This window comes from Mycobacterium rhizamassiliense (assembly GCF_900157375.1).
Classification (GTDB): domain Bacteria; phylum Actinomycetota; class Actinomycetes; order Mycobacteriales; family Mycobacteriaceae; genus Mycobacterium; species Mycobacterium rhizamassiliense.
The window spans coordinates 549,335-572,824 of the sequence record NZ_LT721901.1; the positions used below are offsets into that span (position 1 = coordinate 549,335).

General features: G+C 67.3%; 26 protein-coding genes. 9 read left to right on the forward strand and 17 right to left on the reverse strand.

Annotation, left to right across the window (positions count from 1 at the left end; genetic code table 11):
• Positions 1–12: 12 nt before the first annotated feature.
• Positions 13–549 (forward strand): nuclear transport factor 2 family protein, encoded by a 537-nt coding sequence (locus MRAB57_RS02685; protein WP_077086182.1) that lies wholly within the window; start codon positions 13–15, stop codon positions 547–549.
• On the opposite strand, the gene MRAB57_RS02690 is transcribed toward MRAB57_RS02685, so the two are convergent.
• Positions 546–1,208, reverse strand: coding sequence for a class I SAM-dependent methyltransferase (locus MRAB57_RS02690; protein WP_245835812.1), 663 nt, complete (start codon positions 1,206–1,208; stop codon positions 546–548). The two genes, MRAB57_RS02685 and MRAB57_RS02690, sit on opposite strands and share 4 nt — an antisense overlap.
• A gap of 98 nt (positions 1,209–1,306) precedes the next feature.
• Here MRAB57_RS02690 and MRAB57_RS02695 point away from each other — a divergent pair, with 98 nt between their 5' ends.
• The 3 genes from MRAB57_RS02695 (at position 1,307) to MRAB57_RS02705 (ending at position 3,063) form a co-directional block, all read left to right on the forward strand.
• On the forward strand, positions 1,307–2,026 hold the full coding sequence (locus MRAB57_RS02695; protein WP_077086184.1) for a superoxide dismutase family protein: 720 nt from the start codon (positions 1,307–1,309) through the stop codon (positions 2,024–2,026).
• A 97-nt stretch (positions 2,027–2,123) separates the two neighbouring features.
• The gene (locus MRAB57_RS02700) at positions 2,124–2,525 is read left to right on the forward strand and encodes a hydrogenase (protein WP_077086185.1); all 402 of its coding nucleotides are present in this window, start codon (positions 2,124–2,126) and stop codon (positions 2,523–2,525) included.
• A gap of 76 nt (positions 2,526–2,601) precedes the next feature.
• The gene (locus MRAB57_RS02705; protein ID WP_077086186.1) at positions 2,602–3,063 is read left to right on the forward strand and encodes an OsmC family protein; all 462 of its coding nucleotides are present in this window, start codon (positions 2,602–2,604) and stop codon (positions 3,061–3,063) included.
• A 280-nt stretch (positions 3,064–3,343) separates the two neighbouring features.
• Here the strand turns inward: MRAB57_RS02705 and MRAB57_RS02715 are convergent, their stop codons facing one another.
• Positions 3,344–3,925 carry a TetR/AcrR family transcriptional regulator gene (locus MRAB57_RS02715; RefSeq protein ID WP_077090351.1) on the reverse strand — a complete coding sequence of 194 codons (582 nt, stop codon included), beginning with the start codon at positions 3,923–3,925 and terminating at the stop codon, positions 3,344–3,346.
• A 102-nt stretch (positions 3,926–4,027) separates the two neighbouring features.
• Between MRAB57_RS02715 and MRAB57_RS02720 the strand changes: the two genes are divergently transcribed.
• Entirely contained in the window at positions 4,028–4,456 is a 429-nt protein-coding gene (locus MRAB57_RS02720; RefSeq protein WP_077086188.1) for a tautomerase family protein, read from the forward strand.
• 1 nt (position 4,457) lies between these two features.
• Positions 4,458–4,997, forward strand: a complete 540-nt coding sequence (locus MRAB57_RS02725; protein ID WP_077086189.1) for a DUF302 domain-containing protein — start codon at positions 4,458–4,460, stop codon at positions 4,995–4,997.
• 71 nt (positions 4,998–5,068) lie between these two features.
• On the opposite strand, the gene groL is transcribed toward MRAB57_RS02725, so the two are convergent.
• The 10 genes from groL to MRAB57_RS02775 all read right to left on the reverse strand — a co-directional run bounded on the left by groL (position 5,069) and on the right by MRAB57_RS02775 (position 15,201).
• Positions 5,069–6,709, reverse strand: a complete 1,641-nt coding sequence (gene groL / locus MRAB57_RS02730; RefSeq protein ID WP_077086190.1) for a chaperonin GroEL — start codon at positions 6,707–6,709, stop codon at positions 5,069–5,071.
• A gap of 83 nt (positions 6,710–6,792) precedes the next feature.
• Positions 6,793–7,095 carry a co-chaperone GroES gene (gene groES / locus MRAB57_RS02735; protein ID WP_077078386.1) on the reverse strand — a complete coding sequence of 101 codons (303 nt, stop codon included), beginning with the start codon at positions 7,093–7,095 and terminating at the stop codon, positions 6,793–6,795.
• A gap of 239 nt (positions 7,096–7,334) precedes the next feature.
• Positions 7,335–8,360 carry a tRNA (adenosine(37)-N6)-threonylcarbamoyltransferase complex transferase subunit TsaD gene (tsaD, locus tag MRAB57_RS02740; RefSeq protein ID WP_077086191.1) on the reverse strand — a complete coding sequence of 342 codons (1,026 nt, stop codon included), beginning with the start codon at positions 8,358–8,360 and terminating at the stop codon, positions 7,335–7,337.
• Positions 8,357–8,827 carry a ribosomal protein S18-alanine N-acetyltransferase gene (rimI, locus tag MRAB57_RS02745; RefSeq protein ID WP_077086192.1) on the reverse strand — a complete coding sequence of 157 codons (471 nt, stop codon included), beginning with the start codon at positions 8,825–8,827 and terminating at the stop codon, positions 8,357–8,359. The genes tsaD and rimI overlap by 4 nt, the downstream gene beginning before the upstream one ends.
• Positions 8,824–9,453, reverse strand: a complete 630-nt coding sequence (gene tsaB / locus MRAB57_RS02750; RefSeq protein WP_077086193.1) for a tRNA (adenosine(37)-N6)-threonylcarbamoyltransferase complex dimerization subunit type 1 TsaB — start codon at positions 9,451–9,453, stop codon at positions 8,824–8,826. Before tsaB ends, rimI begins: the two co-directional genes overlap by 4 nt.
• A complete protein-coding gene (gene tsaE, locus MRAB57_RS02755; protein WP_077086194.1) occupies positions 9,450–9,911 on the reverse strand; it encodes a tRNA (adenosine(37)-N6)-threonylcarbamoyltransferase complex ATPase subunit type 1 TsaE in 462 nt (153 codons plus the stop codon). Before tsaE ends, tsaB begins: the two co-directional genes overlap by 4 nt.
• Entirely contained in the window at positions 9,904–10,956 is a 1,053-nt protein-coding gene (locus MRAB57_RS02760) for an alpha/beta fold hydrolase (RefSeq protein WP_083743283.1), read from the reverse strand. Before MRAB57_RS02760 ends, tsaE begins: the two co-directional genes overlap by 8 nt.
• A 94-nt stretch (positions 10,957–11,050) precedes the next feature.
• Positions 11,051–12,214: an alanine racemase gene (alr, locus tag MRAB57_RS02765; RefSeq protein ID WP_077090352.1), complete on the reverse strand. Its 1,164-nt coding sequence runs from the start codon at positions 12,212–12,214 to the stop codon at positions 11,051–11,053.
• A gap of 153 nt (positions 12,215–12,367) precedes the next feature.
• On the reverse strand, positions 12,368–13,750 hold the full coding sequence (gene gad, locus MRAB57_RS02770; protein ID WP_077086196.1) for a glutamate decarboxylase: 1,383 nt from the start codon (positions 13,748–13,750) through the stop codon (positions 12,368–12,370).
• A gap of 17 nt (positions 13,751–13,767) precedes the next feature.
• Positions 13,768–15,201, reverse strand: a complete 1,434-nt coding sequence (locus tag MRAB57_RS02775) for a bifunctional ADP-dependent NAD(P)H-hydrate dehydratase/NAD(P)H-hydrate epimerase (RefSeq protein ID WP_077086197.1) — start codon at positions 15,199–15,201, stop codon at positions 13,768–13,770.
• 122 nt (positions 15,202–15,323) lie between these two features.
• On the opposite strand from MRAB57_RS02775, the gene MRAB57_RS02780 reads away from it, so the two are divergent.
• Positions 15,324–16,250 carry a class I SAM-dependent methyltransferase gene (locus MRAB57_RS02780; protein WP_077086198.1) on the forward strand — a complete coding sequence of 309 codons (927 nt, stop codon included), beginning with the start codon at positions 15,324–15,326 and terminating at the stop codon, positions 16,248–16,250.
• Here MRAB57_RS02780 and MRAB57_RS02785 read toward each other — a convergent pair.
• From MRAB57_RS02785 to glmS, 4 genes are all read right to left on the reverse strand, one after another.
• A complete protein-coding gene (locus MRAB57_RS02785) occupies positions 16,247–16,960 on the reverse strand; it encodes a rhomboid-like protein (protein WP_108638038.1) in 714 nt (237 codons plus the stop codon). The genes MRAB57_RS02780 and MRAB57_RS02785 overlap by 4 nt on opposite strands.
• A 52-nt stretch (positions 16,961–17,012) precedes the next feature.
• Entirely contained in the window at positions 17,013–17,852 is an 840-nt protein-coding gene (locus MRAB57_RS02790; RefSeq protein WP_077086199.1) for a DUF4436 domain-containing protein, read from the reverse strand.
• Between the two features lie 65 nt (positions 17,853–17,917).
• Complete coding sequence (locus MRAB57_RS02795; RefSeq protein ID WP_077086200.1) at positions 17,918–18,781, reverse strand: DUF4436 domain-containing protein; 864 nt, start codon at positions 18,779–18,781, stop codon at positions 17,918–17,920.
• Positions 18,782–18,792: 11 nt separating this feature from the next.
• Positions 18,793–20,661 (reverse strand): glutamine--fructose-6-phosphate transaminase (isomerizing), encoded by a 1,869-nt coding sequence (glmS, locus tag MRAB57_RS02800; protein WP_077086201.1) that lies wholly within the window; start codon positions 20,659–20,661, stop codon positions 18,793–18,795.
• Positions 20,662–20,837: 176 nt separating this feature from the next.
• On the opposite strand from glmS, the gene MRAB57_RS02805 reads away from it, so the two are divergent.
• Positions 20,838–21,677, forward strand: coding sequence for a dienelactone hydrolase family protein (locus MRAB57_RS02805; RefSeq protein ID WP_077086202.1), 840 nt, complete (start codon positions 20,838–20,840; stop codon positions 21,675–21,677).
• A gap of 12 nt (positions 21,678–21,689) precedes the next feature.
• On the opposite strand, the gene MRAB57_RS02810 is transcribed toward MRAB57_RS02805, so the two are convergent.
• The gene (locus MRAB57_RS02810; RefSeq protein ID WP_077086203.1) at positions 21,690–22,193 is read right to left on the reverse strand and encodes a sensor domain-containing protein; all 504 of its coding nucleotides are present in this window, start codon (positions 22,191–22,193) and stop codon (positions 21,690–21,692) included.
• Between the two features lie 254 nt (positions 22,194–22,447).
• Here MRAB57_RS02810 and MRAB57_RS02815 point away from each other — a divergent pair, with 254 nt between their 5' ends.
• Complete coding sequence (locus MRAB57_RS02815) at positions 22,448–23,488, forward strand: LLM class F420-dependent oxidoreductase (RefSeq protein ID WP_077086204.1); 1,041 nt, start codon at positions 22,448–22,450, stop codon at positions 23,486–23,488.
• Positions 23,489–23,490: the final 2 nt, after the last annotated feature.

Sequence of the window (23,490 nt, forward strand, 5' to 3'; positions counted from 1 at the left end):
CGAGATGAGAACGTGGACACCGAATTACGCGAACAGGTCAAACGGCTTACCGACCGGGCCGAGATCTACGACTGCATGCAGCGTTACGCGCGCGGCATCGACCGCCAGGACCGCGCGCTGCTGCGGTCGGCATATCACGACGGCGCGGTCGACGATCACGTCGGATTCGTCGGTGTGGTAGACGATTTCATCGATTGGGCGCTCGCCTACCACGGCACCCAGACGCGTTATCAGCACTTCCTGCTCAACCACACCGCGGACATCGATGGCGACGTGGCCCACGCCGAGACGTACTACCTGTTTATCGGAACCGATCGCGAGCCGGCCAATCACATGACGCTTTCGGGCGGGCGCTACGTCGATCGCCTGGAGCGGCGCGACGGCCGCTGGGCCATCGCCGATCGGGTGTGCGTCGTGGAGTTCACTTCCGAATCGGAATCGCAGATGACCGACGAAGTGCTCGCGCTGATGGTCGGGATACGGGCCGCCCGCCACGACTCGACGGACCCGTCCTACCAGCGGCCGCTGACCGCGGCCCGCTCGACCTAAGCCCGGGCGCGCAGCATCGCGCGCTGACGGCCGCCCTCGCCGCCGACGAGGTCGACATCGACTGCCGCAAAGCCCGCGGACTGCAGCGCGTCGGCAACCGGAGCGGGGTCGGCGATATCGCTGAACGGCAGCGCGGCCGCGACGTCGTCGGTGTAGTGATGCGCCGCCACCTGCGCGTTGAGCGAGCAGTCGGCGACCAGCGTTCCGCCCGGCGTCAGGACGCGAAGCCACTGCGCGAACGCCTTGTCGGGTTCGAGCACGGTCCAGATGAAATGCCGCGCGGTGACGGCGTCGAAACTGGCGTCGGGGAACGGCAGCCGCTCGGTGACCCCCTCCACGAAGGTGATGTCGATTCCGCGTTCGGCAGCCTTGGCGCGCGCGTTCGCCAGCATCGCCTCCGACGCATCGAATCCGGTCACCTGGTGACCGAGGTCGGCCAGCAGCAACGCGACAAAGCCGGTGCCCGTGGCGATGTCGAGCACCCGGGACGAGGGTGGGATCGCGCCCAGGGCCGTCGTCCACAACTGATGCTCGGCTTCGGAGTGGATGCCGTGGGCATCCTTGCCGTCATAGCGCGAGCCCTCTTCTTCCCAGAAGGTGCGGATCGCGGTATGGGCGGCCGCCAGGCCCCCGCTGTTATTCGGCATTAGCTCGGCCACAGAGCAATTCAGCACTAGTCGCGTCGCCATTGCAACTTCGGTCCGACGGCCGCGCATGCCACCGTTTCGGCAGTCATTAATCGGGGTAGGCCCCGCTCATGAATAAGGGCGTATCCTTCGCGGTCGCGGCATTGACCGCAACCATCGCACCGCTAGCCGCATGTTCGAACCAGCAGGGCAACCAGGCCAATACGTCGACCAGCCCACCCCCGGGCGCGGAACGGCTGACCACGCAACTGAAGGGTGCCGACGGCAACCAGATCGGCACCGCGACCATCGATTTCGCGAACGGGTACGCGACGGTGACCGTGGAAACCAGCCCCAACCAGGTGCTGAGTCCTGGTTTTCATTCGCTGATGGTCCACGCGGTGGGCAAATGCGAGGCGCCGGACTTCACCTCGGCAGGCAGCGTCTACCAGGCGGCGGACCACACGGGCTTTCCCGCCAGTGGGGACCTGACCGCGCTGCAGGTGCGCAACGATGGCTCGGCCAAACTCGTCACCACCACCAACCTGCTGACGGCCGCAGACCTGAGGAACAGCTCCGGATCGGCGCTGATCCTCCACCAATCCGCGGACAACTTGAACGCTGCCCCGACCGGTGAATCGAACAAGCGCGTGGCCTGCGGCGTGATCGCCGCGACGTCGTCAACCTCGACCACCACGACGACGAACAGCGTCAGCACGGTGACCAGCACTGCCGTCGTGCCGCCGCCGGAGACGAGCACCAGCACCGTCACGGTCACTCCGAGCACCACGACGTACCTGCCGACCAAGACCGTGACGACTCCGCCCAGCTTGCCCCCCGGCGCGCACTAGGCACGAAGCGTCCTCGGTTCGAGGCCGAAGACCTGCATGGGCCGCCACACTCAACGTAGGCATCGCCATTGGCCAGCAAACGAAATAGTGTTCTGGCATGCAGACCGTGCTTTTCGCGCTCGGGTTGGTTCTGTTCCTGCTCGGCCTGCTCACCGGGTTCGCCGTTCCCGCGCTCAAGAATCCACGCATGGCGTTGTCGAGCCACCTCGAGGCGGTGCTCAACGGCATGTTCCTGGTGCTGCTGGGCCTGCTCTGGCCGCACCTGCACTTGCCGCACCCGTGGGAAGTTACGGCAGTCGCGCTCGTCGTCTACTCCGCCTACGCGAACTGGGTGGCGTCGCTGCTCGCGGCGGTGTGGGGCGCCGGCCGCAAACTCGCGCCGATCGCGACCGGCGACCATGAGGCCTCGGCGGCGAAGGAGAGGTTCGTCAGTTTTCTGCTGGTGTCGCTGTCGCTCTCGATCGTCGTGGGTGTCGGCATCGTGATCGCTGGACTCTGACGACGAGCCGCCCGCCTAAACGCCCGGACTCGGTCGGGCCGCGACATTCCCCGCTTCCCCACAGTTAGATAAAGACATGACCACACACGAGACTGGCCGGGACGGGGCATCGCCCGAGGGCACGGTGACCGTCGCGGAAACCGGCACCGGAACGTACACCCAACAGATCACCGCGGGGCGCCACCAGCTCGTCGCCGACGAGCCGCGGCCGGTCGGCGACGACGCCGGACCAACGCCCTACGACCTGCTGCTGGCCGCGCTCGGCGCGTGCACGTCCATGACGGTGCGAATGTACGCCGAACGCAAGGGCTGGCCGCTAGAGCAAGTTCGAGTCACGTTGCGGCACTCGCGCATTCACGCTAAAGACTGCGCCGACTGCGAGACCACCAACGGCTGGATCGATCATATCGACCGCCGTATCGAATTGACCGGGAACCTCGACGAAGCTCAGCGTGATCGGTTGTTGCTCATGGCCGAACGCTGCCCCGTGCACCAAACGCTGACCTCGGAGGTGCGCGTCGCGACCTCTTTGGGGTGAGGCAGGTCGTCACGACATCAGCGCTTTCTGGGACGGAATCGCTTCGCAGTACCCGCGGCGCGCAGGAAGGTCGCGGCAAAGGTGTCGCAGACCGTCTCGAGATCGGGTACTTCGATGCCGGGAATCTGCCCCTCACCCTGTTGGCCCAACAACTGTTGGGCCCCATAGTGTTTCATGTGCTTACCCGCCCGGCCCTACCGAATCTCCCGGCCTGGCCGCTGCTCGACCTCGACGCCGCGTGTGACGTCTTCGCCGAAACGTTCGTACGCGCCGTCGCGACCTAGAGTCCCGGGTTGGCCTCGGCGGTTGCGACCAATTGGGTGATCGCCATGTCGAATGGGTCGGGGCTACGCAGGACACGACTGAGGATGAGCGCTCCTTCCACGCTGCTCCACACGTTGGTCGCCAGCCGCACGGCGTTGTCGTGGGCGAGACCCTTTTCGGCGAAGCGTGCGGCCAGCGTGGTGATCAGATCCTGGAAGGCGCGCCGCGCCGCATCGCTGAGCTGGCCGGAGGCGGGCGTCGATTCGATGACTATCGGAGCTACGGCGCACCCCTCGCGGTAGTCACTCGCGACGAGCTCGTCGCGTTCGCGGCCGATGAACGCCGCGATCAGTTCCGCCGGGGTGCCGGTCGCGGCTGCCGCACGGTTGATGTCCGCGATCCGCTGGGCGGCGTGCAGAAGGGTGACCTCGATGGCGAGCTCTTCCTTGCCACCGGGGAAGTGAAAGTACATCGACCCGCGCGGAGCAGCGCTCTCGCTTACCACGTCGGACAGGGCGGTGCCGAGATAGCCGTGTTCGCGAAACAGGCGCCGCGCGGCGGCGATCATCCGTTGCTTGCTGTCAGTTCGCCTTGGCATGTCGTCCATCATACATAGTTCTTGACCGTTGCTCGAATGCAGTTGTAGTATCGTGATAGTTATAAGTATGACGGCCGACATAGTATCTACAAGGAGTCCGACATGCCCGTTTATCAGTGCTACAGCCCACGGGGCCTGCTGACCGTGTCCGCGAAGTCCAAGATCGCCCAAGAGATGACCACCATGTACTGCGACGCCACCGGCGCACCGGCGGCATGGGTCAAAGTGCTGTTCCACGAGCTGACGGTGGGCGATTGCTTCGTGGCCGGCCGACCGGCGACGCAATCGTTAATTCTGGGCTCCACCCGGCAGGGCCGCAGCCTCGAAACGCGCCAGGCGATGCTGCGCGAGCTCGCGCAGATCTGGACGCGCAATTCGGGCCAGCCGGAGGCCGACCTGTGGATCTCGATCGCCGAAGTCGATCCCACGAATGTGATGGACTCCGGGCTGTTCATTCCTGAGTCCGGCCACGAGCACGAGTGGTTCGAGCAGAACCGGGCCCGGCTGGCCGACCTCGGAATCGCGGTGTGACATGACTCAGTCACTGAATGGATCCCTCGAGACGGTCTCACATCAGGTCGCCCGGTTGACGATCCGCATCGACGACACATTCGACGGCTTCAGGAATCGCTATGAGCAAGCCGTGCCGGTGTTTCAGAGCGAACGATTCGACTCCCTGATCGACCGAGGCGTCGACTGGCAGACGGTTCAAGAGGCGACCGCAGAGAACGCGCCACACGGGTTCATCCGCTACTGGTCGCACGACTTCTCGTCGCTGATGAGTCTGGCCGGAGACGGCGGCCGGTGTGTCGAGTACCTGATGGGCAATCACACCGTCGCCGAGAAGATGTACCGCTACGACCCGGCCATTTTGCTCTATGCGCCGCTGCGCACCGCGATCGTGGAATACGCCGGCGGCGCCACGTGGTTCACAGTCGACCAACCCAGCACCCGGTTCGGCAGCTTCGACACCCCCGAAATCGCCGCGGTGGGAATCGAATTGGATCGCAAGCTGGCCGCGTTGCTGGAGCATCTCGGTGCTCCGGTTCCGGCCGCGCTCATCGAATCTTGAGCACCGTCAACGGGTCACAACAAACGAAAGCGCCCCCGGCCGAATGGACCGGGGGCGCTTCGAAATACAACTCAGTGGTGGTGATGGTGGCCGTGGCTGTGGCCGTGACCGTGCCCATGGCCGTCGTCGTCGCCGTTGGCCGGCTTCTCGACGATCGCCGTCTCGGTGGTCAGCACCATGCGGGCCACCGACGCCGCATTGAGCACCGCCGAGCGCGTGACCTTCACCGGGTCGATGACGCCGTCCTTGATCAGGTCGCCGTACTTCAGCGTGGCAGCGTTCAGGCCGTGCCCGGCGGGCAGCTCACTGACCTTGTGAACCGCAACCGCGCCGTCGAGCCCGGCGTTGGTGGCGATCCAGTACAGCGGCGCGTTGAGCGCCTCGGCGAACACCGCCACGCCGGCGGCCTCGTCGCCCTTCAGCGACTTGCCCAGCTTCTCCAGCGACTTGCCGGCCTGGATGAGCGCCGATCCGCCGCCTGCGACGATGCCCTCCTCGACCGCCGCTTTGGCGGCCGCGACGGCGTCCTCGACACTTTCCTTGCGCTCTTTCAGCGCGGTCTCGGTGGCGGCCCCCACCTTGATGACGGCCACACCGCCGGCCAGCTTGGCCACGCGCTCCTGCAGCTTTTCGCGATCCCAATCCGAGTCGCTGTTCTCGATTTCGGCACGCAGCTGCTTGACGCGGCCTTCGACCGCGGCCTTCTTGCCGCCGCCGTCGACGATGATGGTTTCGTCCTTGCTGACCACCACGCGGCGGGCCGAGCCGAGCACGTCGGCGCCAACCTCGCGCAGCACCAGGCCGGCGTCAGGGTTGATCACCTGACCGCCCGTCACAATCGCGAGGTCTTCGAGGAAGGCCTTGCGCCGGTCACCGAAGAACGGCGCCTTGACCGCAACGGCCTTGAGCGTCTTGCGAATTGAGTTGACCACCAGTGTGGCCAGCGCTTCGCCCTCGATGTCCTCGGCAATGATCAGCAGCGGCTTGCCCGATTCGGCGACCTTCTCCAGCATGGGCAGCAGGTCGGGCAGCGAGCCGATCTTCTCCTGATGCAGCAGGATCAGCGGCTCGTCGAGCACGGCCTCCTGCGAGTCGAAGTCGGTGACGAAATACGCCGACAGGAAACCCTTGTCGAAGCCGACGCCCTCGGTGAACTCGAGTTCGGTGTTCAGCGTTGAGGATTCCTCCACGCTGACGACGCCGTCGGTGCCGACCTTGTGCATGCCCTGGCCGACCAGCTCCCCGATCTGCTCGTCGCGCGAAGACACCGTGGCGACCTGTGCGATGGCGCTTTCACCGGACACCGGCTTGGCCGCGGCCAGCAGCGCCTCGGACACCGCGTCGGCGGCCTTACTGATGCCCACACCCAGCGCGATCGGGTTAGCGCCCGCAGCCACCTGGCGCAGGCCACTTTTGACCAGCGCCTGGGCCAGCACGGTCGCGGTGGTGGTGCCGTCGCCGGCGACATCGTTGGTCTTGGTTGCCACCGACTTGACCAGCTGGGCGCCCAGGTTCTCGAACGGGTCTTCCAGGTCGATCTCACGTGCGACGGTGACGCCGTCGTTGGTGACGGTCGGGCCACCAAAAGACTTGGCCAGCACCACGTGTCGGCCGCGCGGCCCCAGCGTCACCCGTACCGCGTCGGCGAGCTTGTTCACGCCCGCCTCGATGCCACGACGCGCGGTTTCGTCGTACTCAATCAGCTTGCTCATCAGGCTCCTTGCCCGCTATCAACGCAGTCCGCCCCGGAAATCACCCGTGCTGCACACGGGGATCGCCGGGGCGGACACGTTGTTTACTTGGAAACGACAGCCAGCACGTCGCGTGCCGACAGGATCAGGTACTCCTCGCCGTTGTACTTGATCTCAGTGCCGCCGTACTTGCTGTAGATGACGGTGTCACCCTCGGAGACATCCACCGGGATCCGCTTCGCGCCATCTTCGTCCCAGCGGCCGGGGCCAACTGCGACGACGGTGCCTTCTTGCGGCTTCTCCTTGGCGGTGTCAGGAATAACCAGACCAGAAGCGGTCGTGGTCTCGGCCTCGTTGGCCTGCACGAGAATCTTGTCCTCGAGTGGCTTGATCTTCACCTTCGCCACGATTGGAGCCCTCCACATTTGCATCGGGTCCGGGACAATCCCGGACCGGAGTTGGCGGTCGCTTCGAGGCTTGCCCCGAACCGTCCGAATTATCAGATGTTTTGGCATCCGTCCAAGCCCGAGCGCCGTCGTCGCGGGTGCCGACACAGGGCTTGGCCGATTGCCACCTAGCACTCTATACATGCGAGTGCTAGCACTCAAGACCGCCCCGCTGCTTCCCGCGGATTTATGCTCTGAGCTCAGCTCACCTGGGCTTTTACCACCGGCAGGCCCGGGTCACTGGGCACATCCAGCGGGGACGGCGACGCTCCGGCCGCCACCAGGTGCGCGGCGAACGACGCGATCATTGCCCCGTTGTCGGTGCACAGCCGCGGCCTGGGGATGCGCAGCGTCAGCCCGGCGTCGGCGCAGCGCTGGGTGGCCAGCTCGCGCAGCCGCGAGTTGGCGGCCACTCCCCCGGCGATCAACAGCGTGGAGACACCGAGGCGGGTCGCCGCCCGCACCGCCTTCATCGTCAGCACGTCGGCGACGGCTTCCTGGAAGCCGGCGGCGATATCGGCGGTGGCCGCGTCCGGGTTGCTCTCGACATATCGCGCGACGGCGGTCTTGAGGCCCGAGAAGCTGAACGTGTGCGGGTCGTCGCGCGGGCCGGTCATGCCGCGCGGGAACGCGATCGCGTCGCGACCGCCGGTGCGGGCCAGCTCGTCGAGCACCTTGCCGCCGGGGTAGCCCAGGCCCAACAGCCGCGCCACTTTGTCGTAGGCCTCGCCCGCGGCGTCGTCGACGGTGCTGCCCAGCTCGACGATGGGCTCACCGAGCGAACGCACGTGCAGCAGGTGGGTGTGTCCGCCGGACACCAGCAGGGCCACACATTCGGGCAGCGGCCCGTGTTCGTACACGTCGGCGGCCAGGTGTCCGCCCAGGTGGTTCACGGCGTAGAACGGCACATCCCAGGCGGCCGAATACGCTTTGGCCGCAGCCACTCCCACCAACAGGGCGCCGGCCAGCCCGGGTCCGATGGTGGCCGCGACGATGTCGGGCTTGTCCAGCCCCGCAGTTTCCAGGGCGCGCCGCATCGCGGGGCCCAGCGCCTCCAGGTGCGCGCGCGATGCGATCTCGGGCACCACGCCGCCGAACCGGACGTGCTCGTCGACGCTGGACGCCACCTCGTCGGCCAACAGCGTCACGGTGCCGTCGGCGTCGAGCCGCGCAATGCCGACTCCCGTTTCGTCGCAAGAGGTTTCGATCGCCAGGATGTTGGTCACTTGAGCGCCTCCCGCCGCATCGTGTAGGCATCCGCGCCGCTGACCCGGTAGTAGCGCTTGCGCACGCCGATCTGCGCGAAGCCCACGCTGCGGTAGAGCGCGATGGCCGGCTCGTTGTCGGTGCGGACCTCCAGGTACACGACGCCGTCGTGGGCGAACGTCAGCAGCTCGTCGAGCAGCCGGCGGCCGATGCCGTGCCCCTGGTAGACCGGGTCGACGCCGATGGTGTGCACCTCGTATTCGAACGGCGGTTTGCGGCCCAGCCTGGAGATGCCCGCATAGCCCACCAGCAGGCCCCCGGTGCGCGCGCCGACGTAATGATTGTGGGCACTGGCTAATTCGCGGTGAAACGCCGCCGCGGGCCAGGGGTCGTCGCCGTCGAAGAGCTGCGCCTCCAGCTCGGCGCAGCGCTCGGCGTCGTCCGGTGTCAGGGCGGCGACGGTGACGGGCCCACGGCAGACGGTCATCGCGGGGCCGCCAGAGGTTTGGCGTCGGGCCGGCGCAGGTACAGCGCGACCAACGGCGCGGGCGCGCCGGACCAGTCAGGTACGGCGGCGACCAGGCCGGCCGGTGTCGGGTAGACCGGCTCGATGCGCGGCAGGTCGAACAACGCCGCATGGTCGGGGGAACCAGCCACGGCCCCGGCCGATCCGGGGTCGACGTCGGCGGGCGCGTTGACCGCCGGGCCGTCGGTACGGACGCCGTCGCGGTAGCGCGCCCAGTAGACCTCGCGGCGGCGCGCGTCGGTGACCACCAGGACGTCGCCGGTGGTGCGCACACCGATGGCGTCCAGGCTGCAGACCCCATACACAGGGATGTTCAGCGCATGACCGTAGGCGGCGGCCGTGGCCATCCCGGCCCGCAGGCCGGTGAACGGGCCGGGCCCGCAGCCCACCACCACCGCGTCCAGGTCGGCCATCGCAAGACCGGAATCAACAAGGGCACCAAGCACATTCGGGGTAAGCTGTTCGGCGTGTGCCCGCGCGTCGACGGTGACCCGCTCGCCCAGCACGACCCGGTCGGCGCCGTCGCGCCGCACGGCGCCGGCGGTGACCGCCGGGGTCGCGGTGTCCAGGGCGAGTATCAGACTCACGGTTGGCTCCACTCCCAGGTCGCGATCCGCACATCGGAGTGGCTGACCCGCTCCAGGCGAATGTCGAGGTGGCGCTCGGAGAGTCGTTCGGCGAGGCCCTCGCCCCATTCCACCACGACGACCGCGTCCTCGAGATCGGTGTCGAGGTCCAACGAGTCCAGCTCGCCCAGCAAGTCGGCGCCCTGATGGTCCAGCAGCCGGTAGACGTCGACGTGAATCATCGCCGGTGCGCCCGCCCGGCGCGCCGGGTGCACGCGCGCCAGCACATACGTCGGCGACGTGACCGGGCCGTCGACCTCCATCGCGGCCGCAATTCCCTTGGCCAGCACCGTCTTTCCCGCGCCCAGCGGGCCGGACAGCACGACCACGTCGCCGGCCCGCAACTGCCCGCCCAACTGCGACCCGAGCGCGATGGTGTCCTCGACGCGCTCGCACGTCGCGGCGCCCTGTCTAGTCATGGCGCCGCAGCCGATCCCGGATCCGCCGGTAGCGCAGCGTCATCTTGCCGGGCACGGCCCGGTTGACCAGTCGGATGAGGCCGTCGTTGATGGCTTCGGGTTTGTCCAGCAGCGCCAGGTGACTGGCGCCCTTGACGATGACCAGTTCCGAGCGCGGCAGCGACGCCGCCATTTTCCGCGAATACTCGTCGGGGGTGATCAGATCGTGGTCGCCGCAGGCGATCAACGTCGGGATCTTCGTCAAGGTCCACAGCCCCGCGGTTTCGTCGTGCACTTCCAGAGCATGCAGGAAGCCGACCAGTGTCGCGATCGGGGTGCAGTTCATCATCCGCTGCGAGAACGCGTCCAGGCTGCGGCTGACCTGCAGGTCGCTGTAGGACGCGGCGCGCAGAACGGGGCCGATCAGCGACCGCGACACGTTGCGGCCGCGGTGCATCAATTTGGGAGCCGACCGTGCCGTGAACCGAAGTGCTTCCACCGCAGGGTTTTTCAGGATCTCGCCCAGCGGGGAGCGGGCGACGCCTTCGGCCGCCGAGGAGATCAGCGCCGCCCCGACGATGCGTTGGCCGTATTGCTCGGGATGCTGCCGGGCGTGCGACAGTACCGTCATGCCGCCCATCGAATGGCCGACCAGGATGACCACCCCACGCGGCGCGGCCTCGTGCAGCACGCATTCCAGATCCTGCCCCAGCTGCGTCAGCGTGTAGGTCTCGGGTGAGGCCTCCCCGGATCGCCCGTGGCCGCGCTGGTCGTAGAAGACCATCCGCACCTGCGGCCCCCACCTCTCGGCCAGCCACTTGCGCTGAAAATAGAAGGCGCCCATGCGAAGACAGAACCCGTGGATGAAGACCATCGTCACTGGTGCGTCCACGGGGCCGACCTCGCGCACCGCCAACGCCACCTCGTCCGGGGTGTTCACCACGTAGCCGCGGTCGCTGTCTGTCTTCTCGAAATCCTCGTCGGCGTAGGGGTCGTCGACGCCGACTGCGCGCTGTGTCATCGACCGCCGCACCGACGCCCCGATTATGGTGGCGACCGCGGTCACCCCCGCCCCGCCCGCAAGCCACGCCCTGCCCCACCGACGTCCGCGAGTTTTCTTATCACCCAACGTGCCCCACCGACGTCTGCGAGTTTTCTTATCACTCAACGGCTTCGGCCTCGCGGAAGGTCCGGGTGACGCGGCCCCGCGGGCTGGTCACGACCTCGTAGTGGATGGTGCCGATCAGATCGGCCCAATCCTGGGCGATGGGTTCACCTCTGGTGCCCGGCCCGAACAGGATCGCCTCGTCACCCTCGGACACATCGACCGGCCCGGGACCCAGGTCGACGAGGAATTGGTCCATGCAGACCCGCCCGACGCCGGGTCGACGCCTGCCGTTGATCAGCACGTCCAGCCGCCCGCCCAGCGATCGGAACACGCCGTCGGCGTACCCGATCGGCATCAGCGCCACGGTGGTGTCCTGCTCGGCAATCCAGGTGTGCCCATACGACACGCCGTCCCCCGCGCGAACCGACTTCACCAGCGCGACAGCACATTTCAACGTCATCGCCGGCACCAGGCCCATGTCGCCGCGCTCGGGAACCGGGCTCAGGCCGTACACGGCGATGCCGGGCCGCACCAGATCGTAGGCCAGGTCGGGACGCGACATGGTCGAAGAGGAATTGGACAGATGGGCGATCTCGAACCGCACACCCTGCTCGCGCGCGTAGGCCAACATCTCTTTGAAGCGCTGCGCCTGAATGTCGTTGACCGGATTGCTCGGCTGGTCGGCGAAGACCATGTGTGACATCAGGCCCCGCAGGCGGATGGCCTCGTCGGCGACGGCCCGTTGCACCGCGGTCAGCATCGCCGGGTAGTCCAGCGGGGCGACGCCGTTGCGATTCAGCCCGGTGTCGATCTTGACGCTGACGGTCGCGGCGCGGCCGGTGCGGCGCGCGGCGTCCAGCAGCTCGTCGAGCTGGCGCACCGAGGACACCGCGACCTGGACGTCGGACACCAGCGCGGGCCCGAAGTCGATGCCGGGCGGATGCAGCCACGCCAGCACCGGCGCGGTGATTCCGGCGGCACGCAATTCCAGTGCCTCGTCGACGGTGGCGACACCGAGTTCGGCCGCCCCGGCGCCCAATGCGGCCCGTGCGACGGAGGTGGCCCCGTGGCCGTAGCCGTCGGCCTTGACGACGGCCATCACCTGGGCGGAGCCGGCGTGTTCGCGCAGAACGCGCACGTTGTGGGCGATCGCACCCAGGTCCACGACGGCCTCGGCGAGTACGCCGGGCGTCATGGATATCGGGGTAGTAGACACGGCCGCCATTCTCCCAGAACCGGGTTCCGGCATGCCCATCCATCGCGCGGCGTGCCCGTGACCTGCGTTGACTGTGCGTTGAAGGCGGCGACACGCCGAGCTCGCCCACCCTGAGCGCACCCCGAAAGCCGCGAGCGCACGCTCAGCGCCGCGCTAGTGCGCGAAGTGCTCCTGTTCGTAGTGCCCGCCGGGCTTGAGCTTGTCCAGCGAGGCCAGCGCGCTGCGGGCGTCGTCGTGCAGGGCCCGGGCCAGGTCGGCGGACAGCCCCTCGCGCACCACGACGCGCAGCACCGAGACGTCCGTCGCGTTGTCGGGCATCGTGTAGGCCGGCACCTGCCAGCCGTAGCCGCGCAGCTCGTGGGAGACGTCGAACTCGGTGTATCCGCGGTCGCGGGCGAGCCGGAAGCTGACCACCGGGATCGCCGAGCCATCCGAGATCAGCTCGCAGTGATCGCCGGTGCGCAGCTGCTCACCGAGCCAGCGCGCGGTCGACGACAGCGTCTGCATCACCTGCGTGTAGCCCTCGCGGCCCAGCCGCAAGAAGTTGTAGTACTGGCCGACGACCTGGTTGCCGGGCCGGGAGAAGTTCAGCGTGAAGGTCGGCATGTCACCGCCCAGATAGTTCACGTGGAACACCAGGTCCTCGGGCAGGTACTCCTTGCCGCGCCACACCACGAATCCGACTCCGGGATACGTCAGCCCATACTTGTGGCCGCTGACGTTGATCGACACCACCCGCGGCAGCCGGAAGTCCCACTTCAGCTCGGGGTGCAGGAACGGCACCACGAATCCGCCGCTGGCCGCGTCGACATGCACCGGAACGTCCACGCCGCCACCGGCGGCCAGCTTGTCCAGCGCCGCACAGATCTCGGCGATGGGTTCGAGCTCACCGGTGTAGGTGGTGCCCAGGATCGCGACCACGCCGATCGTGTCCTCGTCCACGGCGTCGATGACCTGCTCGGGCGTGATGACATAGCGGCCCTCCTCCATCGGCAGGTAGCGCGGTTCGACGTCGAAGTAGCGGCAGAACTTCTCCCAGACCACCTGGACGTTGGAGCCCATCACCATGTTCGGCGTGCGCTTCTTCCAGTCCTTGCCGACCTTTGCGCGCCACCGCCACTTCATCGCCAGCCCGCCGAGCATCACCGCCTCGCTGGAGCCGATCGTCGACACCCCGATCGCGCTGGACGGGTCGTCGTCGCGCAGGCCGTCTGCGTGGAACAGGTCGGCCACCATGCACACGCAGCGCTGCTCGATCGCCGCCGTCGCCGGGTACTCGTCCTTGTCGATCATGTTCTTGTCGAACGTCTCGGCCATCAGCCGGCCGGCCTGGGGATCCATCCACGTGGTGACGAACGTGGCCAGATTCAGCCGCGAGCTGCCGTCGAGCATCAGCTCGTCGTGGATGAAGCGGTACGCGGCGTCCGGGTCCATCGACTCGTCCGGCATCCGCAGCGCCGGCACGGGCGCGGTGAACAGGCGGCCGGTGTAGGCGGGCGCGATCGAGTGGGCGGGCATGGACGGATGTTGTGGCATGAGGTTCCTTTCTGGGGCTACAGGCTGGCCAGGGCGGCCCGGATGTGGCCGGCGATGCGCGACGCCGAGGTGGGTGCCTCGCCGGGACCGGGGTCGGCGGCCGACAACGCCGCCGCGTGAGCGTGCACGTACGCACCGGCCGCGGCGGCCTCGGCGGCAGGAAGACCCGCCGCCAGCAGCGCGCCGATCATCCCGGACAGCACGTCGCCGGACCCGGCGGTGGCCGCCCAGGACTGCCCGGCGGGGTTGAGATACACCGGGCCGCCGGGGTCGGCGATCACGGTGACGTTCCCCTTGAGCAGCACGGTTGCACCCAACGCGTCGGCCAACCTGCGGGTGGCGCCCACCCGGTCATCCCCCGGGGGGTTACCCGCCAGCCGGGCGAATTCACCGGCGTGTGGCGTCAGCAGCGTCGGGGCGGCGCGGTTGGCGACCAGCTCGGGGTGCGCCGCCAGGATGGTCAGCCCATCGGCGTCGACGAGCACCGGCAGGTCCGTGCCGAGCGCGAACCACAGCGCGGCGGCCCCGGTGTCGTCGGTGCCCAGGCCCGGCCCGACGACCCAGGCCTGCACCCGTCCGGCCGACGCCGGGGTGGGCGAGGCGATGACTTCGGGCCAGTGCGCGAGCACCTCGGTGTGGGCGCTGCCGGCGTAGCGGACCATGCCGGAGGTTGCCGCGACCGCCGCCCCGGTGCACAGCACGGCAGCACCCGGGTAGGTCGACGATCCGGCCATCACCCCGGTGACGCCCTGGGTGTACTTGTCGTCGTGCGGCCCGGGTACCGGCCAGCGCGCCACGACGTCGCGGGCCTCGAACCCGAGCACGTCGGTCTGCGGCAGATCCAGCCCGATGTCGACCAGCGTAATCTCGCCGCAGTCGGCCAGCGCATGCACGGGTTTGAGCCCGCCGAATGTGACGGTCCGCGCGGCATGCACCGCGGGCCCGGTGATCGCTCCGGTCGCGACGTCGATGCCGCTGGGGAGGTCGACGGCGACCACCGGCGGGTCGCCCGCCTCGTTGAAAGCGGCGAACACCTCGGCCGCCGCCGGACGAAGCGGACCCGAACCGGAAATGCCCACCACCCCGTCGATCACAAGATCGGTTGCCTTGGAAAGGTCGGCGACACGTTCCACGATGCGACCGCCGGCCTTGCGGAACGCGGCCAGCCCCTTCGCGTGGGTGCGGTCCGGGCTGAGCAGTATCGCCTCGGCCCCCACCCCGCGGCGCCGCAAGAACGTCGCCGCCCACAGCGCGTCGCCGCCGTTGTCACCCGAGCCGACGACCGCGCACACCCGGCGACCGGCGATCCCGCCGGTGCGGCGGCTCAGCTCGCTGACAACCTCCATAGCCAGTCCGAAAGCCGCGCGTCTCATCAGCGCGCCATCGGGCAGGCTGGCCAGCAGCGGTGCCTCGGCGTCACGGATCGCGTTTACGGAGTAGTAATGCCGCATCAGTGCCAGGATTCCATGCCCGGCTGTCTTTGCGTACTGCGCTCGTACCGCGGACGCGGCATACAGGCCGTCATGATGGCGTTTCTCGTTTTTAGGTTTCGAGGACGACGAGAGGATTGGGCATGGCACGCACGGAGAACGACACCTGGGATCTCGGCAACAGCGTGGGCGCGACGGCGACCGGCGTCGCGGTGGGACGAGCATTGGCCAGCCGAAGCCCCGACCCACTGATCAACGACCCCTACGCCGAACCGTTGGTCCGTGCGGTCGGCGTGGACTTCTTCACCCAGCTCGCCAGCGGCGAACTGGATCCCGCGCAAGTCGATGACAACGGCAGCTTCGGAATGGTGGGCATGGGCGCCATGATGGGCCTGCGCACCAGGTTCTTCGACGAGTTCTTCGTGGCCGCGGCCGATGCGGGCATCCGGCAAGCGGTGATCCTGGCCTCGGGGCTGGACGCCCGCGCCTACCGGCTGCCCTGGCCCGTCGGCACCACCGTGTTCGAGATCGACCAGGCCGGGGTCATCGACTTCAAAATCGCGACCTTGACTGAGCTGGGTGCCACACCCACCGCCGATCTCCGGCCGGTATCGGTCGACCTACGGCACGACTGGCCCGCCGCGCTGCGCGCCACGGGCCATGACCCCAGCAAGCCGACCGCCTGGAGCGCCGAAGGACTGATGCCGTTTTTGCCGGCGGACGCCCAGGATCGCCTGTTGGACAACATCACCGCGTTGAGCCCGGCGGGAAGCCAGTTGGCCACCGAGAACCTGCAGGGCACCGGCGATACCGTACAGACAATGGCCGACCGGATGCGCGAGGTCACCGACCAGTGGCGAGAACACGGCTTCGACATCGAGATGACCGACCTCTGGTACGCCGGTGAGCGCAACGACGTGGTCGACTATCTCGCTGCCCACGGCTGGACCACGTCGGCGACCGGTGTCCCGGAATTGGCTGGCGCCTATGGCCTTTCGCTGCCGCCCAGGCCCACCGACAAGGAGGAGACGCTATCGGCGATGCACTACGTCATCGCCACGCGAACCTAGGCTTCCTGCTCGCGCGAAAAAGCTCGCTGGACAGCACCTTTGAATCTCGCCGGGCTCCAGGGCGGGCGCTTGCGCTCTTGGGCCATCGGATAGAAGCAGAGCCCGATCAGGAGCGAGGCGAAGTGGCCGATCGCGGTGAAGTTCAGCTGGTGCGGGTCCATCGTCAACAAGGGAAAACCAAAGATGACGAACAAGACCCCGACATAGCCCCAGCGCCAGGGCGACACGATGTGATAGGTCAGCACCGCCATCACGCCGACCATGAAATAGCTGACCCCGATGTCCCGGGCGTGGACCAGTCTTTCGGCGGCGTCGTGTTGTTCGATCGCGAAGTAGAGGATGCCTTCGCTGATATAGGTCGCAAGGATGTGAGCGGTCAATCCCACAGTGAGCCAGCGCAAGTGGCCAAGCCAGTGTTCGACGGGGGCGAGGAACAAGGTGAACAGCAGGAAGTACGGCTCCAGGTTCCGGCCGTCGATCCAGAGCAGGCTGGAAAACAGCACATCGAGCGGATCGGTGCCCAGCGAGTGAATGTTGGTGGAGCGGTGCAGCAAAACCGAGTGCAATTGCCGGCCGGAGAGTTCGTTCTGGACGATCGTCGTGATGGTCAGCGCGATGAGCCAGCCATAGGTCAGCGGCGCACCGGTGACGAAGTGCCAGACCGCCAGCCAGATGCCGCGCAGCCGTGCCCCCACCGATCTATCCGCCACGGCGTCCACCTTCGCATGCTTGACGTCGCGCCGCCCCGATTCGGCAAACGTGTCAGGGCACCTTCATAGGCTCAGGTCGCAGGTGCCGCCACCAGCAGGTGATGTAGAGCAGCATCGAGACCACCAGCGCGACGAGCACCCAGAGCACGATGGTGATGTCTATCCAACCGCCGAACGGCGGCGAGCCCGGCAGCGCGTTTCGCAGTGGTACCACGGCAAATAGCATCGCCGCGTACCACGTGGTCATCGGCGGCTGGAACTTGCGCCGGTCGCGCACCGTCTGAATCGCCACGAACAAGGCCAGGCCCGCAATGGCGATCAGGATGCCGAGGATCACGACGCCGAACGCACCCGCGCTGAGCGAACGGTGCAAACTCACGCGGTGCGCGCCGAGCCCAGGGGCGCCGTCGATCTTGGTGCTCCAGCCGGAGAGGTGGTTGACGAATGTCACCGGTACCCGTTCGATGGCCTTGTCCGAGCCGTTGCGCATCAGCTCAACCTCGATGGGTCCGGTGCTGTAGTGATCGAGGGGCCATTCGTCGATGTCGCCGGCAAGGGTCAGCGGAACGGGAAAATCACCGGGCAGCATGCCCTTCGTCCAGGTGCGACGGGCCGGCGAAGCCGTGGACCTGACCCGAAGGCCGAGGTCTTCCTTGAGATGCCCCGACTGCGGATCCAGCAATTCGGGTCCGGGGAACACCGTCACATTGGCAACAAGCACGCTGTAATTCGACTGGACCTCTGACACATCCAGCTCCACTGTGGTCCGGTCGCTGGCCGCCGGGGCTTCAGCATCGTGCCGGTGCGCCCCGCCCGCGTTGGCATACAGCGCGACCGAGGCGATGTACGCACCGATCACCGCCACGATGATCCCGACGATGCCAAATTTCACGCGTCCCCCATTTCGGTGGCTGAAGGTAGCCGTCCCGCCCAGCGATCCTAAAGCCGGAAGCGTTGCTAACGAGGCGTTTTCGCTGAAGCGGCCAGCTCGGCCGGCTCGGGCGCCAGATGCCGCCACCAGCACAAGATGTAGATCATCATCGAGATCACCAGCACGACGATCGCCCACAGCACGACGCTGATGTCGATCCAGCTGCCGAACGGTGGAGAGTCCGGAAGCGCGTTTCTCAGTGGCATCACGGCGAACAGCATCGCGGCGTACCACGTCGTCATCGGGGGCTGGAATTTCCGCTTGTTGCGCCACGTCTGCACGGCAACGACCAAGCCCAGGCCGCCAAGCGCCAGGTACACGAACACGATGACGAACCCGAACGCCACGGTGCTCATAGTTCGGCTCAACTCAACCTGGTAGGGCCCGGGCGCGGCGGGGCCGGAGCTGGACATGTCCACGGTCCAGCCGAGCAGGCGGTCGACGAATATCACGGTCGCGGGCTCCGGGGTGTCGCTGGCGCCGCGCTCGACCTCGATGGTGACGGGCTTGGAACGGTATTCGTCGAAGGGCCAATCCGCCACCTCTCCCGACAGGATCAGCGATACCGGCCAGACGTCGGGCACCGCGCCCTTCGACCAACTGCGCTTGCTCGGGGTGACGACGGAGGTGACCTCGACGCTGAGGTCCTCCTTGAGCTTGTGGGTCACCGGATCCAGAAGCGCCGGACTGGGCACGACGCTGATGTTGGTGGCGAGCACGCTGTTGTTCGAACGGATGTCTTCGATGTCGACGGTCACCGTCGTCGCGTTACCGCCAGGCTGACGTTCGTTCACTTGATGCGGGTGGCCCATGCCGCTGTCGACGTAGATCAGGAGCGAGGCAACGTATGCCGCGATGAGCGCCATGAAACCGATGATTCCGAGCCTCATGGCGCGGGACGCTACTCGACCGTGACGGACTTGGCCAGGTTGCGCGGTTTGTCGACGTCATAGCCGCGGGCCTGCGCCACCGAGGCGGCGAACACCTGCAGCGGGATGGTCGACAGCAGCGGCTGCAAAAGCGTTGACACCGAAGGTATTTCGATCAAGTGATCGGCGTAGGGGCGCACCGTGTCGTCCCCCTCCTCGGCGATGACGATCGTCACCGCGCCGCGGGTCTGGACCTCGCGAATGTTGGACAGCAGCTTCGCATGCAGCGTAGCCGAGCCCTTCGGCGACGGCATCACGACGATGACGGGCAGGCCATCCTCGATCAACGCGATCGGTCCGTGCTTGAGCTCGCCGGCGGCGAAGCCCTCGGCATGCATGTACGCGAGTTCTTTGAGTTTGAGGGCGCCTTCGAGCGCGACCGGGTAGCCGACGTGGCGCCCCAAGAACAACACCGTCGACGACTGGGCGAATCTGTTGGCCAGCGCGGCCACCGGCTCGATCGTTGCGAGGACGCGGCTCACCACCTCCGGCATCGCTTCCAGCTCACGGTATTCGCGCTCGACCTCGTCGGGGTACTTGGTTCCGCGGGCCTGCGCGAGCGCCAGACCCACCAGGTAGTTGGCGGTGACCTGCGCCAGGAACGTCTTGGTCGACGCGACACCGATCTCCGGACCGGCGCGCGTGTAGAGCACCGCGTCGCACTCCCGCGGAATCTGCGAGCCGTTCGTGTTGCAGATCGCGAGCACCTTGGCCTTCTGGGCCTTGGCGTGGCGCACCGCCTCCAGGGTGTCGGCGGTTTCACCGGACTGCGAGATGGCGACCACCAGCGTGCTGCGGTCCAAAACCGGGTCGCGGTAACGGAATTCGCTGGCCAGTTCGACTTCCACCGGCAGCCGCGTCCAGTGCTCGATGGCGTACTTCGCCAGCAGCCCGGAGTGATAGGCGGTGCCACAGGCGACGACGAAGACCTTGTCGACCTCGCGCAGTTCCTGGTCGGACAGGCGCTGCTCGTCGAGCACGATGCGGCCGTCGACGAAGTGACCGAGCAGCGTGTCGCCGACCGCCGCGGGCTGCTCGGCGATCTCCTTGAGCATGAAGTACTCGTAGCCACCCTTTTCGGCGGCGGCCAGGTCCCAATCGATATGGAAGACACGGGCATTCGCCTCGTCGGGGTTGCCGTCGAAATCGGTGATGCGGTAGCCGTCGGCGGTGAGCACCACGCACTGGTCCTGGCCGAGTTCGACGGCCTCGCGGGTGTGCGGGATGAACGCGGCCACATCAGAGCCGACGAACATTTCGCCGTCACCGATCCCGACCACCAGCGGCGTCGACCGCCGGGCGGCCACGATGGTGCCGGGCTCGTCGGCGTTGGCGAACACCAACGTGAAGTGGCCCTCGAGCCGGCGCAGCACCGACTGCACGGACGCGGCGAAGTCGCCGGCCGTCTCCCCGTGGCGGTAGGCCTGGGCGACCATGTGCACGGCGACCTCGGTGTCGGTGTCGCTGGCGAATTCCACGCCGTCTTGCTCCAGCTCGTGGCGCAGCGTGGCGAAGTTCTCGATGATGCCGTTGTGGACGACGGCGATCTTGCCGGCGGCGTCGCGGTGCGGGTGCGCGTTGCGGTCGGTGGGTCGACCGTGGGTTGCCCAGCGGGTGTGCCCCAGGCCGGTGGTGCCGCCCAGGGTTTCCGGCGGCATCTCGGCCACCGCCTTCTCCAGGTTGTTCAGCCCGCCGGCGCGGCGGCTCACGGTGAGGGTGCCGCTTCCGTCGACCAGGGCGATCCCTGAGGAGTCGTAGCCGCGGTACTCCATCCGGCGCAGCGCGTCCATGACGACCTGGCAGGCAGGGCCCTGCCCGACGTAGCCGACGATTCCGCACATTCTGACCAGGGTAGTGCAGTCGGGCTCGCAGCCCGACTGGTCGCGACGCCGATGGCGTGCTCAGACGGCGTTTCCAGGTGCGCTGAGGGCGGGATTTGCCCAGAAATGTCGCCCTGAGCACACGCTGGGATGGCGCCGCATGGACTGAATGGATCCATCCCCGCTAACGTCAACGCGTGGCCCGCATCCGCAAGCTTTTCGCCGCCCTCAGCCGCCGTGGACCGCACCAGGTATTGCGGGGTGACCTGGCCTTCGCGGGCCTGCCCGGCGTGGTCTACACCCCGGAGGCCGGGCTGAACCTGCCCGGCATCGCGTTCGGTCACGACTGGCTCGCCGGCACCGCCCGCTACTCAGGTCTGCTCGAGCATCTGGCGTCGTGGGGCATCGTGGCCGGGGCCCCCGAGACCGAGCGGGGCGTGGCTCCGTCGGTGCTCAACCTGGCCTCCGACCTGGGGACCGCCCTGGACATCGTGTCGGGCGTGCGCCTCGGGCCCGGCAAGATCAGCGTGCACCCGGCCAAGCTGGGCGCCGTCGGCCACGGCTTCGGGGCCTCGGCCGCCGTGTTCGCCGCGGCCGGGATGTCGACGCGGCTGGCCTCCGCGGTCGCGCTGTTTCCCACCGTCTCCAGTCCCCCGGCCGAGCAGCCGGCAGCGCCGCTGAAGCTGCCCGGGTTGATCTTGTCCGCTCCCGGGGACCCCGAAACGTTGAACTCCAACGCGCTGCCACTTTCGGTCGCGTGGAAGACGGCGACGCTGCGCATCGTCGGCAAGGCCCAGCCCGGGGGACTGGTCGAGGGCCGGCGCCTCACTCAGGCGCTGGGGCTGCCCGGCCCGCACCGCCGCACGCAGCGATCGGTCCGCGCGCTGCTGACCGGGTACCTGCTCTACACCCTCGGCGGTGACAAGACCTATCGCGAGTTCGCCGATCCGGCCGCGGATCTGCCGAAGACGAGCAGGCCCGATCCCGAGGCCGAGCCGATCACTCTAGAAAGCAAGATCGTCGCGCTGCTGAAGTGACGCGCGATGGTGTCAGGCAATCGACTTGACTCTTGCGGAAATGCGTTCCGCGATCTGGGCAGTCATGGCGACACCGTCTCGGCGGCGAAACGACTGAACGTCGATCACCACGTTCTCCACGACGCGGATGTCCGATGCCGCGATGTTGCCCCGATATTCTCCGACCTCGTCCGCGGTCGGCACGCTCGACGCCAATTCGGTGGGCGTGGCTGTCGTGAAGACCCTGGGACCGCCCTTCGCTTTGCACGACGCGGCATACCCCGAATACTTGTCGAAGACTGCCTTCGCGGCCGGGCCGTCAGCGTAAACGGCGACCGTCTGTTGGATGCCGAAATTGCTGGGCCCTCGGCTATTAACCAGTCGAAACGCCAAGAACGGCTGCAGTCCGGAATACCAATCCAACTGCCGACACGGATCGGACTGATCGATGTCAAACCAGTGCGGGACGGCCTTTTCTACCTCTTCGGGCTCGTAATCGATTCCCAGCGCCTGCAAATCGGGGCCCGCCAGCGTCACGGAATCAATTCGCTCGACAGCAACGGGCGCCGCCGATGTACTCGCGGCCTTTGACGTCGGACCGGGACCCGCGTTCCCGCACCCCACCACAACGAGCGCGATGCACGTCAAGAGGCACATTCGGATCCATTTATTAGGGTGGTGCCGCACGCGTGGAGCATAGGTCCGCGCGCCGCCCGAATCACTTCACTCTCCGACATCGGCGGAGCTGCCCTCTCGGGGCCCGTCATTCTCGGCGTGATTAAGTGACGTTCATGAGAATCGGGATCGCGCTGGACTATTCGAGTGGTTTTCACGAGGCCGTGGACCGCGTCGTCGAACTCGAGAAGGCCGGCATCGACATCGCCGTGGTGGCCGAGGCGTACTCCTACGACGCCATCAGCCAGCTCGGGTACCTGGCCGCCAAGACCAGCAGGGTCGAATTGGCCACCGGCGTGGTTCCCATCTACATCCGCACCCCGTCGCTGCTCGCGATGACCGCCGCGGGCCTGGACTTCGTCTCCGATGGCCGATTCCGCCTGGGCATCGGGACGTCGGGACCGCAGGTGATGGAGGGTTTCCACGGCGTCGCGTTCGACGCCCCGCTGGGCCGTACCCGCGAGGTCGTGGAGATCTGTCGCAAGGTGTGGCGCCGGGAGCGCGTCCAATACGACGGCAAGTACTACCAGCTGCCATTGCCCGCGGAGCGCGGAACCGGTTTGGGCAAGCCGCTTCAGCTCATCAATCACCCTGTGCGCGAACGTATTCCGATCACCATCGCGGCGCTGGGCCCCAAGAACGTCGAACTGACCGCCGAGATCGCCGAGGGTTGGCAGCCGGTCTTCTTCCTCCCCGAGAAGGCCAACACCGTGTGGGGTGACGCGCTGGCCGCGGGCAAGGCCAAGCGCGATCCCGAGCTCGGCCCGCTGGACCTCATGGTGCACACGTCGCTGGCCGTCGGTGACGACGTCGAGGAGCGACTGTCCTGGGTCAAGCCGCAGCTGGCCCTCTACCTCGGCGGCATGGGCGCGAAGGGCCGCAACTTCTACCACAACCTGGCCACGCGTTATGGCTACGGCGAAGTGGCGGACAAGATTCAGGAGTTGTACCTGTCCGGCAACAAGCGCGAGGCCATCGACTTGGTGCCCGACGAGATGGTGCGCGCCATGTCGTTGGTCGGCCCGCGCGGGTTCATCGCCGAACGCCTCGCGGCGTTCGCCGAGGCCGGCGTCACCACGCTATTGGTGAGCCCGGCGGCGGCCGACCCCAAGGAAGCCATCCGCTACGTCGAGGACGTGCTCGCGCTGCGGCCCTAGCC

Coding starts and splice junctions, on each gene's coding strand:
- MRAB57_RS02695 (WP_077086184.1), top strand. CDS start 1,307: ATGAATAAGGGCGTATCCTTCGCGGTCGCGGCATTGACCGCAACCATC.
- MRAB57_RS02700 (WP_077086185.1), top strand. CDS start 2,124: ATGCAGACCGTGCTTTTCGCGCTCGGGTTGGTTCTGTTCCTGCTCGGC.
- MRAB57_RS02705 (WP_077086186.1), top strand. CDS start 2,602: ATGACCACACACGAGACTGGCCGGGACGGGGCATCGCCCGAGGGCACG.
- MRAB57_RS02715 (WP_077090351.1), bottom strand. CDS start 3,925: ATGCCAAGGCGAACTGACAGCAAGCAACGGATGATCGCCGCCGCGCGG.
- MRAB57_RS02720 (WP_077086188.1), top strand. CDS start 4,028: ATGCCCGTTTATCAGTGCTACAGCCCACGGGGCCTGCTGACCGTGTCC.
- MRAB57_RS02725 (WP_077086189.1), top strand. CDS start 4,458: ATGACTCAGTCACTGAATGGATCCCTCGAGACGGTCTCACATCAGGTC.
- groL (WP_077086190.1), bottom strand. CDS start 6,709: ATGAGCAAGCTGATTGAGTACGACGAAACCGCGCGTCGTGGCATCGAG.
- rimI (WP_077086192.1), bottom strand. CDS start 8,827: ATGACCGTCTGCCGTGGGCCCGTCACCGTCGCCGCCCTGACACCGGAC.
- tsaE (WP_077086194.1), bottom strand. CDS start 9,911: ATGACTAGACAGGGCGCCGCGACGTGCGAGCGCGTCGAGGACACCATC.
- gad (WP_077086196.1), bottom strand. CDS start 13,750: ATGCCACAACATCCGTCCATGCCCGCCCACTCGATCGCGCCCGCCTAC.
- MRAB57_RS02775 (WP_077086197.1), bottom strand. CDS start 15,201: ATGCGGCATTACTACTCCGTAAACGCGATCCGTGACGCCGAGGCACCG.
- MRAB57_RS02780 (WP_077086198.1), top strand. CDS start 15,324: ATGGCACGCACGGAGAACGACACCTGGGATCTCGGCAACAGCGTGGGC.
- MRAB57_RS02795 (WP_077086200.1), bottom strand. CDS start 18,781: ATGAGGCTCGGAATCATCGGTTTCATGGCGCTCATCGCGGCATACGTT.
- glmS (WP_077086201.1), bottom strand. CDS start 20,661: ATGTGCGGAATCGTCGGCTACGTCGGGCAGGGCCCTGCCTGCCAGGTC.
- MRAB57_RS02815 (WP_077086204.1), top strand. CDS start 22,448: ATGAGAATCGGGATCGCGCTGGACTATTCGAGTGGTTTTCACGAGGCC.